At 64.2% G+C, this 14516-nt stretch carries 13 protein-coding genes; 8 read left to right on the top strand and 5 right to left on the bottom strand.

Features of this window, described 5'->3' with window-relative positions:
* Window positions 1-65: 65 nt before the first annotated feature.
* From ACFOMF_RS15315 to ACFOMF_RS15290, 6 genes are all read left to right on the top strand, one after another.
* On the top strand, window positions 66-434 hold the full coding sequence (locus ACFOMF_RS15315) for a DUF4845 domain-containing protein (protein ID WP_386366439.1): 369 nt from the start codon (window positions 66-68) through the stop codon (window positions 432-434).
* Window positions 431-1120, top strand: coding sequence for a ribonuclease III (gene rnc, locus ACFOMF_RS15310; RefSeq protein WP_386366437.1), 690 nt, complete (start codon window positions 431-433; stop codon window positions 1118-1120). Before ACFOMF_RS15315 ends, rnc begins: the two co-directional genes overlap by 4 nt.
* The gene (gene era, locus ACFOMF_RS15305) at window positions 1113-2021 is read left to right on the top strand and encodes a GTPase Era (protein WP_386366435.1); all 909 of its coding nucleotides are present in this window, start codon (window positions 1113-1115) and stop codon (window positions 2019-2021) included. The genes rnc and era overlap by 8 nt, the downstream gene beginning before the upstream one ends.
* A gap of 107 nt (window positions 2022-2128) precedes the next feature.
* Window positions 2129-2815 carry a DNA repair protein RecO gene (recO, locus tag ACFOMF_RS15300; protein WP_386366433.1) on the top strand — a complete coding sequence of 229 codons (687 nt, stop codon included), beginning with the start codon at window positions 2129-2131 and terminating at the stop codon, window positions 2813-2815.
* On the top strand, window positions 2808-3554 hold the full coding sequence (gene pdxJ / locus ACFOMF_RS15295; RefSeq protein ID WP_386366431.1) for a pyridoxine 5'-phosphate synthase: 747 nt from the start codon (window positions 2808-2810) through the stop codon (window positions 3552-3554). The genes recO and pdxJ overlap by 8 nt, the downstream gene beginning before the upstream one ends.
* The gene (locus tag ACFOMF_RS15290; protein ID WP_386366429.1) at window positions 3554-4174 is read left to right on the top strand and encodes a DUF938 domain-containing protein; all 621 of its coding nucleotides are present in this window, start codon (window positions 3554-3556) and stop codon (window positions 4172-4174) included. The genes pdxJ and ACFOMF_RS15290 overlap by 1 nt, the downstream gene beginning before the upstream one ends.
* On the opposite strand, the gene ACFOMF_RS15285 is transcribed toward ACFOMF_RS15290, so the two are convergent.
* The 3 genes from ACFOMF_RS15285 to cmoA all read right to left on the bottom strand — a co-directional run bounded on the left by ACFOMF_RS15285 (window position 4155) and on the right by cmoA (window position 6388).
* Entirely contained in the window at window positions 4155-4361 is a 207-nt protein-coding gene (locus tag ACFOMF_RS15285; protein WP_386366427.1) for a DUF2905 domain-containing protein, read from the bottom strand. The genes ACFOMF_RS15290 and ACFOMF_RS15285 overlap by 20 nt on opposite strands.
* A 324-nt stretch (window positions 4362-4685) precedes the next feature.
* Entirely contained in the window at window positions 4686-5648 is a 963-nt protein-coding gene (cmoB, locus tag ACFOMF_RS15280; protein WP_386366426.1) for a tRNA 5-methoxyuridine(34)/uridine 5-oxyacetic acid(34) synthase CmoB, read from the bottom strand.
* Complete coding sequence (gene cmoA / locus ACFOMF_RS15275) at window positions 5645-6388, bottom strand: carboxy-S-adenosyl-L-methionine synthase CmoA (RefSeq protein WP_386366424.1); 744 nt, start codon at window positions 6386-6388, stop codon at window positions 5645-5647. Before cmoA ends, cmoB begins: the two co-directional genes overlap by 4 nt.
* A gap of 155 nt (window positions 6389-6543) precedes the next feature.
* Between cmoA and ACFOMF_RS15270 the strand changes: the two genes are divergently transcribed.
* Together ACFOMF_RS15270 and putA are read left to right on the top strand one after the other, a co-directional pair.
* Entirely contained in the window at window positions 6544-8271 is a 1728-nt protein-coding gene (locus tag ACFOMF_RS15270) for a diguanylate cyclase (RefSeq protein WP_386366422.1), read from the top strand.
* A 146-nt stretch (window positions 8272-8417) separates the two neighbouring features.
* Complete coding sequence (gene putA / locus ACFOMF_RS15265; protein ID WP_386366420.1) at window positions 8418-11591, top strand: bifunctional proline dehydrogenase/L-glutamate gamma-semialdehyde dehydrogenase PutA; 3174 nt, start codon at window positions 8418-8420, stop codon at window positions 11589-11591.
* Window positions 11592-11624: 33 nt separating this feature from the next.
* Here the strand turns inward: putA and ACFOMF_RS15260 are convergent, their stop codons facing one another.
* Window positions 11625-12017: a protease inhibitor I42 family protein gene (locus ACFOMF_RS15260; RefSeq protein ID WP_386366418.1), complete on the bottom strand. Its 393-nt coding sequence runs from the start codon at window positions 12015-12017 to the stop codon at window positions 11625-11627.
* Window positions 12018-12089: 72 nt separating this feature from the next.
* Window positions 12090-14477, bottom strand: coding sequence for an endopeptidase La (lon, locus tag ACFOMF_RS15255; RefSeq protein ID WP_386366416.1), 2388 nt, complete (start codon window positions 14475-14477; stop codon window positions 12090-12092).
* Window positions 14478-14516: the final 39 nt, after the last annotated feature.

Below are 14516 nucleotides of genomic sequence, written 5' to 3'. Positions count from 1 at the left end.
ACTGTCGCGGATGGCTATAGTTGTCTCGCCCCGCTGGGTGGGTTAACAAGGATGTCGAGGTCGTCATGAAGTTTTCGCAGTCTCAGAGCGGCATGTCCATACTCAGCTGGCTCATCGGGCTGGCCCTGGTGGCTTTTGTCGCCAGTACCGCGTTCAAGATGATGCCGCACTATTTCGACTACATGTCGCTGGACAAGACGATCACGTCGATCGAAAGCGTGAACGTCACAACGGTGCGGGAGTTCTACAGCCATGTCAGCAAGGGCATGCAGGTCAACGGCATCCGCGATATCAATCTTGAGGACGTGCTGAAGGTCGAAGTCGCCAACAACGAATTTCGAGCCATGCTCGATTACGAAAAGCGCGAACCCATGATCCAGAACCTGGATCTGGTGGCTCGCTTCCAAAAAGAATACCGACTCAGGATGCCGTGAGCACTTCGTTAGAGCGTCTCGAGCGCAAGCTCGGCTATCAATTCAAGGACCGGGACCTGCTCCTGGTCGCTTTGACCCATCGCAGCTATGCCGGGCGCAACAATGAGCGCCTGGAATTCCTTGGCGACGCCATTCTCAACTTCGTCGCCGGTGAAGCGCTGTTCAACCATTTTCCGCAGGCCCGGGAGGGACAGTTGTCGCGCCTGCGCTCGCGCCTGGTCAAGGGTCAGACCCTTGCCGTTCTGGCGCGCGGATTCGACCTGGGTGAATACCTGCGCCTCGGCTCCGGGGAGCTGAAGAGCGGCGGGTTTCGGCGCGAGTCGATTCTGGCCGATGCCCTTGAAGCCCTGATCGGCGCCATCTACCTGGACGCCGGCATGGAGGTGGCGCGCGAACGCGTAGTCGCCTGGCTGGACGGCGAACTGCAGGGGCTGACGTTGGTCGACACCAACAAGGATCCCAAGACGCGGCTGCAGGAATTTCTCCAGTCACGGGGGCATGAGTTACCCCGCTACGAGGTGGCGGACATCCAGGGGGAACCCCATTGCCGGACCTTCTATGTGGAATGCCAGGTGGCACTGTTGAACGAGAAGACCCAGGGCCAGGGCGCCAGCCGGCGAATTGCCGAGCAGGTTGCTGCCGGTGCCGCCCTTGTCGCGCTGGGCGTGGAGAATGGCCATGAGTGAGATCGACCGGGAAGTCAGCCGCTGCGGCTACGTCGCCATCGTCGGGCGGCCGAACGTGGGCAAGTCCACGCTGCTCAATCATCTGCTCGGCCAGAAGCTCGCGATCACCTCGCGAAAGCCCCAGACCACGCGACATAACATGCTCGGTATCAAGACCGAAGGGGCCATTCAGGCCGTCTATGTCGATACCCCCGGCCTGCACAAGCAGGGCGAGACGGCGCTGAATCGCTACATGAACCGCACGGCCTCCTCGGCGCTCAAGGATGTCGATGTGGTTATCTTCGTGGTCGACCGCAACCGCTGGACCGAAGAGGACCAGATGGTGCTCGAGCGTGTGCAATACGTGCAGGGCCCCTTGATCGTGGCGGTGAACAAGACTGACCGCCTTGAGGAAAAAGGCGATCTGCTGCCCCATCTCGAGTGGCTGTCGACCCAGCTGCCCAATGCCGAGATCGTACCGATTTCAGCCCAGCACGGCCGCAACCTGGATCTGCTTGAGAAACTCGTGGCCGAGCGCCTGCCGGAGAGCGAGCACTTCTTTCCGGAAGACCAGATCACCGACCGCAGCAGCCGGTTTCTCGCCGCCGAGCTTGTCCGCGAGAAGATCATGCGTCAGCTCGGCGCAGAGCTGCCCTATCAGATCACCGTCGAGATCGAGGATTTCAAGCAGGAAGGCCATGTGCTGCATATCCATGCGCTGATTCTGGTCGAGCGGGATGGCCAGAAGAAGATCATCATTGGCGACAAGGGCGAGCGTATCAAGCGCATCGGCCAGGAAGCCCGCAAGGACATGGAGATCCTCTTCGATTCCAAGGTCATGCTGCACCTGTGGGTCAAGGTGAAGGGTGGCTGGTCGGACGACGAGCGCGCGCTGCACTCGCTCGGCTACCGGGAATCCTGACACCCGAAAAGGACGCTGGAGGCGAAGGGTTGGACGAGGCGGTCATGAACATCGCCTCCATCTGGCTTCAGCCGTAAACCCTGGCGTCCAGCCGTTGCGAGCGCTCCATGCCGCATGCCTTTGTTCTGCACAGTCGTCCGTACAAGGAAACCAGCGCGCTGGTGGATTTCATCACGCCTGATGGACGGCTACGCGCGGTGTTGCGCGGCGCTCGCGCCAAGGCCGGCAGTCTGGCGCGGGCGTTCATTCCGCTGGACGTGGAGCTGCGCGGCAAGACCGAGCTGAAGAGCGTGGTGCGCCTGGAAGCCACGGGCCGGCCGCTGTGGCTGGTGGGGGAGGCCTTGTTCAGCGGGCTGTACCTGAACGAGTTGCTGCTGCGCCTGCTGGCCGTCGATGATCCTCATCCCGAGCTCTTTGCGGCCTACGCCTCTACCCTGGCTGCGCTGGATGCGGGCCGTCCGCTGGAGCCATTGTTGCGGGCGTTCGAGTGGTGCCTGCTGACGGATCTGGGCTATGGTTTCGCTCTCGATACCGATCTTGACGGCGAGCCGATCGAGCCTGGGCGACTCTACCGCCTGCAGCCGGACCGGGGCCTGGAACCCATCGAGGCGTTCCAGCCGGGCGCTTTTCAGGGCGCGGTGCTGCTGGGAATGGCGATCGCCGACTGGGCGCAACCGGGCACCCTGATGTCGGCCAAGCGGCTGATGCGCCAGGCACTGGCACCGCACCTGGGCAGTCGGCCACTGGCCAGCCGAGAACTGTTCATCAACCTTAAGGGGAAACCGCGTGAGTGAAGGCAAGCACATCCTGCTGGGGGTCAACATCGACCATGTGGCGACGCTTCGTCAGGCCCGTGGCACGCGCTATCCGGACCCGGTAAAAGCCGCGCTGGATGCCGAAGAGGCCGGTGCCGATGGCATCACCGTGCACTTGCGCGAAGATCGTCGGCATATCCAGGAACGGGACGTACGCTTGCTCAAGGAAGTCCTGCAGACGCGGATGAATTTCGAAATGGGCGTAACCGACGCCATGCTGGCGTTCGCCGAAAGCATCCGGCCCGAGCACGTCTGCCTCGTTCCCGAGACCCGCCAGGAGCTCACCACCGAGGGCGGGTTGGACGTCGCCGGTCAGGAGTCGCGCATCGCGTCCGCGGTGGAACGGCTGACGCGCCTGGGTTGCGAAGTGTCGTTGTTCATCGATGCCGATGCCGAGCAGATTAAGGCGGCGAGCCGTACCGGTGCGCCGGCTATCGAGCTTCACACGGGCCGCTATGCCGATGCCGGGAGTCCCGCCGAAGCCATGCTTGAGCTGGCGCGCATCCGTGACGGCGTGGCCTCTGGCCTCGACCATGGGCTGATCGTCAACGCCGGCCACGGCTTGCACTACCACAACGTCCAGCAGGTCGCCGCGATCGCCGGTGTGAACGAGCTGAACATCGGCCATGCCATCGTTGCCCATGCCTTGTTCGTCGGCTTCCAGCAGGCGGTCAAGCAGATGAAGCATCTGATCCTGACTTCGGCGGGGCACCGCTGATGGCCATCTCCAAGCCTTTCTCCCAAGCCTGCGAAAACAACAAGGCGCCCATCCTGAAGCAGTTGCAGGTGGCCTTCGCGGATGTGGCGCGGGTACTGGAGATCGGCAGCGGGACCGGGCAGCATGCGGTGCATTTCGCCACGGCGATGCCCTGGCTGGAATGGCAGCCCAGCGACCGCGCGGAAAACCTGCCTGGCATCCTCGCCTGGTGCGAGGAAGCGGCGCTGCCCAATCTGCGCTCGCCGCTGGAGCTGGACGTCGACAGACCTTGGCCGGGCCTGACGGTGGATGGGGTCTACTCGGCCAACACGGCACACATCATGAGCTGGCCGCAGGTTGAGCGCCTGTTCGCAGGGGTAGGGCGGCTGTTGCCGCCTGGCGGGGTGTTCTGCCTCTATGGGCCGTTCAACTACAAGGGTCAATTCACCAGCCCGAGTAATGCCGCTTTCGACGCCTCCCTGCGCTTGCGTGATCCGGCCAGTGGCCTGCGCGACAGCGAGGCGGTGCAAAGCCTCGCCCGCGCCGCCGGGCTGGCATGTCTGGCGGACCATGCGCTGCCCGCGAATAACCGCCTGCTCTGCTGGCGCAAGTTGCCCCGCTCTAGCGGCGGAACAGACTGAGCAGAAGGGTCAGCGCCAGACTGAGCAGGATCATCGAGGTGATCGGGATGAATACCCGGCTGCGCTCCGACTCGATGCGAATGTCACCGGGCAGCCGCCCGAACCAGTTGAGCAGGCCGGGGGCGTAGTGCAGCACCAGGCCGATCAGCACGAGCGCAGCGCCGAGCAGAATGAACAGGCGGGACATGGCTTACCTCCTTGATCCAGTGCGCGGCAAACCTCGCCCTTCAGGCCCGATGTGGTCGGCGCGATCAATGTGCTTCGCCGAGGCGAAGCGATACTGAGCAGTCAAGGGCAGGACGATGCCCGGTTAGCCTGTGAAGTGAGCGGTGCCGTCAGGCCGCCAGCAGCAGGAACCCACCGAGGTGAGTCAGCCCTGACGGGCTGAACACGGTAGGAATCCCTTCCTTTCCGCCCTATGGACGGCGAGCGTCAGCGAGAGGGAGGGGAGGATGTCAAGGGAGGCTGCCAGTCTCGACCGGGAGCGGGCAAGCAGGAGCCGACGATCAGGTCAGGGTTTGCGCGCCAGCAGGATGGCCCGGGTCGGAGCTGGCAGTCCCTCGAGGGTTCGGCTGTGATCCTGCGGGTCGAGAAAGTCAGGCAATGACTGGAAGCGCATCCATTCGGTGGCGCGCTGTTCCTCCACCGGCGTCACGCTGACGTCCACGCAGCGCACATCGACGAAGCCCGCGCGGCGCAGCCAGCGCGCCAGCGCCGGTACCGAGGGCAGGAACCAGACATTGCGCATCCGTGCATAACGGTCCTCGGGCACCAGAGCGGTGAACTCGTCACCTTCGACCACCAGGGTTTCGAGCACCAGTTCGCCACCCTTGACCAGGCAGTCCCTGAGTTCCAGCAGATGGTCGATGGGCGAGCGGCGATGATAGAGCACGCCCATGGAAAACACCGTGTCGAAACCTTCCAGCCGCGGCGGCAGTTCCTCCAGAGCGAAGGGCAGATGCCAGGCGGGGTGCTCAGGGAGGAAGCGTTTGACCGCGTGGAACTGGTTATGGAACAGCCAGTTCGGATCGACCCCGATCACGGTTTCCGCGCCCGCGCCAAGCATGCGCCACATGTAATAGCCGTTGCCGCAACCGACATCCAGCACCCGGCGCCCTTGCAGTGACAGGTGCGGGGCGAGGCGCTGCCATTTCCAGTCCGAGCGCCATTCGGTGTCGACCTTGACCCCGAACAGGTCGAACGGCCCCTTGCGCCAGGGAATCAGTCCGCGCAGGGCGGTGTCCAGCTGCGCGCGCTCACCTTCGCTGCAGGTGCCCTGCAGGACCAGGTTGTCGGCAAGCTCGATGGATTCGGCGGTCAGTGCCGGTAGCGCTTCGACCGCCGCCTGCCAGCGCGGCAGGTCGCCGTGGCTGCGAGCGATCTTGTCCGCCAGCTGGCCCGGGAGCGTCTCGGCCCAGATGGCCAGGGGAGTGCCGGACAGGCGGTGGATCAGTGGTGACAGGTCATGGTTCATGGCAAGGCGATCAATGAGGCGAAGTTGAGGCACTGGAACCAGGGCACGACCTGGCTGAAGCCGGCCGAGAGCAGGCGTTGGCGGTGCACAGCCAGGGTGTCGGGCTTCATCACGTTTTCGATGGCGCTGCGCTTCTGGGCGATTTCCAGTTCGCTGTATCCGTTGGCACGCTTGAATGCCAGATGCAGTTCGGTCAGCAGCGCTTGCTCGGTCGGATCGTCGAAGCGCAGCTTCTCAGACAAGATCAGCGCACCACCGGGCAGCAGGGCCTGGCGAATCCGTCGAAGCAGGACAGGGCGCTGGTCCAGCGCAATGAACTGCAGGGTGAAGTTCAGGGTTACCAGTGAGCTGGGCTGGAAATCCAGGCCAAGGATGTCCGCCTCTACCACCTCGGCAGGCAGCAGCTCCTGGAACATCGCGTCCTGTGCGTGCAGGTATTCCCGGCAGCGTTCGACCATGGCGGGTGAGTTGTCCACCGCGATGACCCGGCAGCGATCGGCGCGAACATGGCGGCGCAACGCCTGGGTCACGGCACCCAGCGAGCAGCCCAGATCGTAGAGGGCAGAGTCGGGACGAGCGAACTGGCCGGCAAGGACGCCGGTGTTCTCGACAATGGCCGGATAGCCTGGCACCGAACGTTTGATCATGTCGGGGAACACCCGGGCCACGTCTTCATTGAAAACGAAGTCCGGCACTTTGGCCATGGGTTCGGCGAACAGGCGGTCAGGTCGTTGCTTCACAGGATCCACCGGATTGAGGGGTGGCGCATTCTACCCAAGGGGCCCTTTCGTCGAAACCTGAGCGGACAGGTGAGACATCCCCTGAGCGGGCGCAGCTTTTACATGGCGAAAGTCTTACAATGCCCGTCGTCAGTTTCCTACGGAAGATCGCTGCCGTGATCAATGCAGCCAGTCGCCTGCGTGCCGGATACATGCTGGCGCTGCTCATGTTGCTCCTGAACCTCTCCGTGCCCTGGCTGGGCAGTGGCTGGGTGAGCCGTGCCGAGTCGCGGCTGGACTGGCAACGGCATGTGATAACCGAAAGCGAGCTGACCCTGTCGGCGCTCAAGGACGGCGAGACGGGGCAGCGCGGCTTTGTCATCAGCGGACGGGACGACTTCCTCGCGCCGCTGTTCCAGGGCTATGTCGACGTGGATCAGCGGCTGAAGTTCTTTCACGCCGAATTCGCCGACGACCCCCAATTGGCCCCGATGGTGGCGCAGCTTCAGATCCTGGTGCAGCAACAGCGGGAATACTTCCAGAGCGTCATCGAGCTGCGTCGCCGGGAAGGCATCAGCGCAGTGACCGACCGCATCGCCGCCGGCGAAGGCAAGCGACTGATGGATGGTCTGCGGCGGCAGCTCGGAGAGATCTCCGGTGTGCTGGAGCATCGTGCAGGTGGTTTCCAGGCCGCCGTCGAGCAGCGCGAGCGGGTCCTGAGTATGGCGGTGACGCTTATCGCGCTACTCGACGTGCTCATCCTGCTGATGCTGTTCTTCTTCACCTTCCGAATCATCCGGGAAACCCAGCAGAGCGAGCGGCATCTCCAGGAAATCACCGAGCGGTTGTCACGGGAGGTGCAGATCTCGCAATTGCGCAACCGTGAGATCTCGCTGCTCAGCCTGATGGCGCAGGCGCTGCACTCCACCAGTGACCAGGCCGAATGCCGCGACATCATTGCGCGCTTCGCCACTCAGCTGTTTCCGCACAAGCAGGGCAGCCTGTTCCTCTATCATCCGTCGCGCGACGTGCTGGAGAAGGCCATCAGCTGGGGTGACTGGAGTTCCGATCGAGACCTGTTCCGCCCGGACGCATGCTGGGCGTTGCGCCGTGGCCAGAGCCATCTGATGCAGCAAGCCGCGCAGGATCTGATCTGCCCGCACCAGCACGATCACCCGCAGCTCGAGCAGGGTTACCTCTGTGTGCCGCTCATGGCCCAGGGCGAGCCCATCGGCCTGCTCAGCCTCGAGTCACCCGACCGCCACGGTTGCGAACTGGCCGAGGCTTTTGCCGAGCAGTTGTCGCTCGGCATCGCCAACCTTAGCCTGCGGGAAACGCTGCGCCAGCAATCGGTCATCGATGCGCTGACCGGCCTGCACAATCGTCGCTTTCTCGACGAGACGCTGCGCCGCGAGCTGTTGCGCGCGACGCGCAAGGATGGCTCGGTCGCGGTGGCTATGCTCGATGTCGATCATTTCAAGCGCTTCAATGACAGCTACGGCCACGAGGCCGGCGATCTGGTACTGCGCCAGGTGGCGCTGGAGATGAAAAGCCACGTCCGGGCCAGCGATCTGGTCTGTCGCTTTGGCGGTGAGGAGTTTGCGCTGGTATTGCCCGAGATCGCCTTTGATGATGCGGTGGCTCGCTGTGAGGCGTTGCGCCTGGCCGTTTCTCGCCTGCAGGTGCGCTACGGCGGCAAGCCGCTGGGCGCCATCACCATCTCCCTCGGGCTGGCCTTCTTTCCCCAGCATGGTCGGGAAGGAGAGGCCCTGCTTCAGCTGGCCGATGGGGCGCTCTACCGTGCAAAAAACCAGGGCCGTAACCGACTCTGCATCCACACCGAGCAGGGATCCGCGTCCGGGCAGGACGGGCGCCAATCCCGCGTGGATGAGTCAGCTGTCTGAAAGCCCCTCCACGACCCACCCCTGGCTGCATCCTGTGCATCGTCTCAAGAAGTAGAGCGCCTGCCGGTTAGCTACTACCATCAAGGTGTTCATGACCGGCTCGCGCGACGGGATCTTTGCCATCGATCAATCAGAGGAGTGGCGTGATGTTCAGAGCCAGTCGGGTCCTTCAGGGCGACTTCGCCACCCTGACGGCTGCCGAATTCTTTGCGCAGATCAGCGCCAACTACAGCGTAGACGAGTCGGCCTACCTGACCGAACTGCTGTCACTGGCCGATCCCGGACCTTCCGGTACCGAGGTGATTCGCCGCCAGGCAAGGACCCTGGTCGAGCAGGTCCGCAGCCGTGAAAATGCGGTCGATACCCTCGATGCCCTGTTGCGCCAGTACAGCTTCGACACCCAGGAGGGGCTGACGCTCATGTGCCTGGCCGAGGCGCTGCTGCGGGTGCCGGACTCGGCGACGGCCGATGCGCTCATCCGCGACAAGCTCAACGCCGCCGAATGGGAGCGCCACCTCGGCGGGAGCGACAACGTACTGGTCAATTTCGCCGCCTGGGGCCTGGCTATGACCGGCCGGGTAGTTCATCCCGACAGCGCCGACGGCCGTCCTGCTAGCGTCATCGGGCGTCTGCTCAGGCGTTCGGGCGAACCGGTCATCCGCATGGCGATGAACCAGGCGATGAAGCTGATGGGCCAGCAGTTCGTGCTTGGTCGTACCCTCTCCGAAGCCTTGAAAAACGGCCGATCGCAGCGCCAGAAGGGTTACAGCTACTCCTTCGACATGCTCGGCGAAGCCGCACTCACCGCCGACGATGCCGAGAAGTACGGGGTGGACTACCGACAGGCGATCGACACCCTGGGCGCCGAGCCCCGGATCGGCTCCGGTCCGAAGCCCTCGGTGTCGATCAAGCTGTCGGCGCTGCACCCGCGCTACGAAGCGGCGCAGCGTGAGCGAGTGCTCGGTGAGCTGTTCGGCACTGTGCGCGACCTGGCCATCCGCGCGCGCCAACTCGACGTCGGCATCACCATCGACGCGGAAGAAGCCGATCGCCTCGAGCTGTCCCTGACGCTGTTCGAGAAGCTCTTGCGTGACCCGGCCATCACCGGATGGGGAGGGTTCGGGCTGGTCGTGCAGGCTTATTCCAAGCGCTGCCTGCCGGTGCTGGTCTGGCTGACGCTGCTTGGCCGCGAGCTGGGCACGTGCATTCCGTTGCGGCTGGTCAAGGGGGCCTACTGGGACAGCGAGATCAAGCAGTGCCAGGTCCAGGGCCTCGCTGGCTATCCGGTATTCACCCGCAAGGAAGGTACCGATACCTCCTATCTTGCCTGCGCTCGTTACCTGCTCTCGGAGCACACCCGGGAAGTCATCTACCCGCAGTTCGCCAGCCACAACGCCCACACGGTCAGTTGCATCCTGGTGATGGCCGAAGAAGCCGGATGCGTTTCCGGCAAGGCGCGCGAATTCGAATTCCAGCGCCTGCATGGCATGGGCGAAGCCTTGTACGACACGCTGATCGAGCAGCACAGCAAAAGCGTGCGAATCTATGCACCGGTCGGCGCGCACAAGGATCTGTTGCCCTACCTGGTGCGCCGGCTGTTGGAAAACGGGGCCAACTCCTCGTTCGTCCACCAGTTGGTCGACCCTCGCGTGCCCGTGGAGTCGCTGGTCGAGCATCCCGTCAGTCAGCTGCGCAGGTTCAACTCGCTCGGCAACGACCGTATTCCCCTGCCGCCGTGGCTCTACCCCGAGCGGAAGAACTCCACGGGCGTCAACATGAATGTCCAAAGTCAGTGGAATGAGCTGTCTGCCGTCTATTCGTCGTTTCTCGGCCGTCAGTGGCAGGCGGCGCCGGTCATCGGTGGCCGGCATCTGGAGGGCACGGCTCATGATGTGCGTTGCCCCTATGCGCGCAGCAGGGTCGTGGGGCGCGCCCAGTTTGCCAGCGCCGAGCAGGCGCGCCAGGCCCTGGGCGCGCTGGAGGCGGCCTGGCCGCTCTGGAACGCGACGGCGGTCGACACCCGCGCCGGTATTCTCGAGCGGCTGGGCGATCTGCTCGAGCAGCACCGCGCCGAGTTGATGGCGCTCTGTACCCTGGAAGCCGGCAAGTCGCTGCAGGATGGTATCGATGAAGTACGCGAGGCAGTCGATTTCTGCCGCTACTACGCTCACCAGGCGCGGCTGAAACTTGGTCGGGAGGTGCTCGTCGGGCCGACCGGCGAGCGTAACGAACTCTTCCATGAAGGCCGCGGCGTGTTTGTCTGCATCAGCCCGTGGAACTTTCCGCTGGCCATCTACCTCGGCCAGATCACTGCGGCCCTGGTCGCCGGCAACACCGTGCTGGCCAAGCCGGCCGAGCAGACCGGCCTGATCGCCGCCCGCGCGCTGGAACTGATGTTCGAGGCTGGCCTGCCGCCGGACGTGATCGCCTTGCTGCCGGGCGAGGGTGCCGAGCTTGGCCGCGTCCTGTGCCGCGATCGGCGTGTGGCCGGTGTGTGCCTTACCGGTTCCACCGACACCGCGCGCCTCATCAACCTCCAACTGGCCGAAAGAGAAGGTGCCATCCCCGTGCTGATCGCCGAGACCGGCGGCCAGAACGCGATGATTGTCGACTCCACCGCGCTGCCCGAGCAGGTGGTCAAGGATGCGCTCAGCTCGGCCTTCACCAGTACCGGCCAGCGTTGCTCGGCGTTGCGTGTGCTCTATGTCCAGCGCGACGTTGCCGGCCGGGTGATCGAGCTGCTGAAGGGTGCCATGGCCGAGCTGAAGATCGGACCGACTCACCTGCGCGAGAGCGACATCGGGCCGGTGATCGATGAGGAGGCGCAACGGGAATTACTGTCGCACATCGAGCGGCTCAAGGCCCAGGGTCGCCTGATTGCCGAAGCCCGGTTGCCGGAAGGCCTCGATGGCACCTTTGTCGCGCCGGTCGCGTTCGAGATCGGCGGCATCCACGAACTGGAAAAGGAGCATTTCGGGCCGGTCCTGCATGTGGTGCGCTACGACGCGGCGGATCTGGAGAAGGTGGTCGACGCGATCAACGCCACCGGCTTCGGCCTGACGCTCGGGGTACACAGCCGTAACGAGGAAACCGCCCGGCGCATCGAGGCGCGGGCCCGTGTGGGCAACCTTTACGTCAACCGCAACCAGATCGGTGCGGTGGTCGGGGTGCAGCCATTCGGTGGCTGCGGATTGTCCGGCACCGGTCCCAAGGCAGGGGGACCGGGCTATCTGCTGCGTTTTGCCAATGAGCGCACCACCTCGGTCAACACCGCGGCGGTGGGCGGCAACGCCTCGCTGCTGTCGTTGGGTGACAGCTGAACTGTCCCCGGCAGGCAGGATATGCGCTCTGGGCTATCTCACCCGAACCCGGCAATCGAACTCGGCGCCGGGTTCGCCTTCTGGCTCCCAGGGCTGGCGGTAGCTGAGGTGCAGGCGGTCCTCACCGGCACGCGCAGCTTCGAAGCGCCAGGTGGACAGTCCATCGCCGCCGATCACCCCCGAATCGGGATTGCTGAACACCTCGGGGCCCAGGCTGCGCAGTACCTCGCCCGCCAGGCTGTCGGCTTGCCAGCGATAACCACTGGCCGGGTTGCTTGGCAGGCTGAGGATCAGCGTCTGGCCCGACTGCAGCGCCACTGGGCATTTGCGATCGTGGGTGAGGGTGACGCTGGAGGGCGGGGTGCTGGCGCAGGCGCCAAGGGCAACAAGTGATGCGGCGAGTAGCAGGCGAGGGAAGTCTGTCATGTCGAGCCCGACTGGATGAACGTGCATTAAGCATAGCCGGCCAGGCCGTCAGGCCCAAGCCGGCTGTCTGGCTCAGAACAGGACTTTCGCGACGTCGGCGAAACGCCTGGCGAAGTGCACGGTGAGGCCTTCCTTGAGATAGTCCGGCAGTTCCTCGAAGTCGCCCCGGTTCGCTTCGGGCAGGATCAGCTCGCCGATCTTCTGCCTCCGCGCGGCAATGACCTTTTCCCGTACGCCACCGATGGGTAGCACCTGGCCGGTGAGGGTCAGTTCGCCCGTCATGGCCACGCCTTTCTTCGCCGGCTGGCTGCGCGCCAGGGAGAGCAGCGCACTGGCCATGGTGATGCCGGCACTGGGACCGTCCTTTGGCGTGGCACCTTCGGGCACGTGCAGGTGTACGAACGCCTCGTCGAAGAATTCCGGGTCGCCCTTGAACTCCTTCAGGTGCGAGCTCACGTAGCTGTAGGCGATCTCCGCCGATTCCTTCATCACGTCGCCCAGCTTGCCGGTCAGCTTGAAGCCGCGGTTGAGCGTGTGGATGCGGGTCGCCTCGATGGGCAGGGTGGCGCCGCCCATGCTGGTCCAGGCCAGGCCGGTGATGACCCCGACGCCCTGCAGCACCTGCTCGGTGCGAAAGACCGGTTTACCGAGGTAACCTTCCAGATCCTTGGCGCTCACCCGCACCGTCTTCTCGCCGTCTTCGAGCAGTTGCACCACAGCCTTGCGCACCAGCTTGCCCAGTTGCTTTTCCAGCTGGCGGACCCCGGCTTCCCGGGCATACCCCTCGATTACCGCCTTCATCGCGCTGTCACTGATGGACAGGCGCTCCCGGGGCACGCCGGTCTTGGTCAGCAGCTTCGGCCACAGGTGCCGTTTGGCGATGGCCAGCTTTTCTTCGGCGATGTAACCGGACAGGCGGATCACTTCCATGCGGTCGAGCAGCGGACCAGGGATGGAGTCCATGGTGTTGGCGGTGCAGACGAACAGCACCTTGGACAGGTCCAGGCGCAGGTCCAGGTAATGGTCGAGAAACTCGACGTTCTGTTCCGGGTCCAGGGTTTCCAGGAGGGCGGAGGCCGGATCGCCCTGGTGGCTCGCGCCCAGCTTGTCGATCTCATCGAGCATGATCACCGGATTCATCACCTCGACGTCCTTCAGCGCCTGGACCAGCTTGCCCGGCAGTGCGCCGATGTAGGTGCGCCGATGCCCCTTGATCTCCGCCTCATCGCGCATCCCGCCCACGCTGAAGCGGCAGAACGGGCGCCCCAGCGACTCGGCGATCGATTTGCCGACGCTGGTCTTGCCGACCCCGGGCGGGCCTACCAGCAGGACGATGGAACCGGCGATCTCGCCCTTGAAGGCGCCCACGGCGAGAAATTCGAGGATGCGATTCTTGATGTCGTCGAGGCCGGCGTGGTGCTTGTCGAGCACCTTGCGGGCACGCTTGAGGTCGATCTTGTCCTTGCCGTAGACACCCCAGGGGATGCTGGTGGCCCAGTCGAGGTAGTTGCGCGTGACGGCGTACTCGGGTGAGCCGGTCTCGAGGATCGACAGCTTGTTCAACTCTTCGTCGATGCGCTTCTGCGCCGGTTCGGGCACCGTCTTGCCCTTCAGTCGGGCGCGGAACTCGTCGGCATCTGCGCTCTTGTCATCCTTGGTGATCCCCAGCTCGCGCTGGATGATCTTCAGTTGCTCCTTGAGGAAGAACTCGCGCTGGCGTTCGCCGATCTTGCGATTGACTTCGGCGGACAGCTCCTTCTGCAGGCGCGCCACCTCCACTTCCTTGCGCAGCAGGGGCAGTACCTTCTCCATGCGCTTGAGGATCGGCACGGTATCCAGCACTTCCTGCAGTTCGGCGCCTGGCGCGGTGGTCAGAGCCGCGGCGAAGTCAGCCAGGGGAGATGGGTCGTGGGGGCTGAAGCGGTTGAGGTAGTTTTTCAGTTCCTCGCTGTACAACGGGTTGAGCGGCAAGAGCTCTTTGATCGCATTGATCAGCGCCATGCCGTAGGCCTTCACCTCATCGCGCGGGTCTTCCTCGGGCTTCGGGTACTCGACTTCCACCAGGTAGGGCGGCTTGCGGCGCAGCCAGCCGCTGATACGTACCCGCGCCATGCCCTGGGCAACGAACTGCAGCTTGCCGTTCTCGCGGGTGGCGTGGTGAATGCGCGCCATGGTTCCGTGCACTGGCAGCGCAGCGAGGTCGAAGGATTCGGCGTCGTCCGCCGGTGGGTCCATGAAGAACAGGGCGACCCGCTGGTGCGGAGTCTTGGCCACGCGTTCGAGGGTGTCCGCCCAGGGGTCTTCCTCGACGATCACCGGCAATACCTGCGCCGGGAAGAACGGCCGGTTATGAACGGGGATGATGTAGAGCTTGTCGGGGAGGGTGTGGTCGGGAAGGACGAGGCTGCCGGCTTTTTCGGTCACCTCGTCGACGATGTCGCTCATGTCCTGATCGCTCATGGTGCACCTGTGACGATAACTTGCACTATTACATGGTGG

The organism is Stutzerimonas tarimensis (genome assembly GCF_042648805.1).
In the GTDB taxonomy this organism is placed as follows: domain Bacteria; phylum Pseudomonadota; class Gammaproteobacteria; order Pseudomonadales; family Pseudomonadaceae; genus Azomonas; species Azomonas tarimensis.
The sequence above is the reverse complement of the archived record's forward strand: the minus strand, read 5'-3'. Positions and strand labels throughout refer to the sequence as shown.

What these genes read in the sequence shown, in the direction of transcription:
- ACFOMF_RS15290 (WP_386366429.1), top strand. Translation starts at nt 3,554, where the DNA reads ATGGCCATCTCCAAGCCTTTCTCCCAAGCCTGCGAAAACAACAAGGCG.
- lon (WP_386366416.1), bottom strand. Translation starts at nt 14,477, where the DNA reads ATGAGCGATCAGGACATGAGCGACATCGTCGACGAGGTGACCGAAAAA.
- ACFOMF_RS15285 (WP_386366427.1), bottom strand. Translation starts at nt 4,361, where the DNA reads ATGTCCCGCCTGTTCATTCTGCTCGGCGCTGCGCTCGTGCTGATCGGC.
- era (WP_386366435.1), top strand. Translation starts at nt 1,113, where the DNA reads ATGAGTGAGATCGACCGGGAAGTCAGCCGCTGCGGCTACGTCGCCATC.
- recO (WP_386366433.1), top strand. Translation starts at nt 2,129, where the DNA reads ATGCCGCATGCCTTTGTTCTGCACAGTCGTCCGTACAAGGAAACCAGC.
- ACFOMF_RS15260 (WP_386366418.1), bottom strand. Translation starts at nt 12,017, where the DNA reads ATGACAGACTTCCCTCGCCTGCTACTCGCCGCATCACTTGTTGCCCTT.
- putA (WP_386366420.1), top strand. Translation starts at nt 8,418, where the DNA reads ATGTTCAGAGCCAGTCGGGTCCTTCAGGGCGACTTCGCCACCCTGACG.
- ACFOMF_RS15315 (WP_386366439.1), top strand. Translation starts at nt 66, where the DNA reads ATGAAGTTTTCGCAGTCTCAGAGCGGCATGTCCATACTCAGCTGGCTC.
- cmoB (WP_386366426.1), bottom strand. Translation starts at nt 5,648, where the DNA reads ATGAACCATGACCTGTCACCACTGATCCACCGCCTGTCCGGCACTCCC.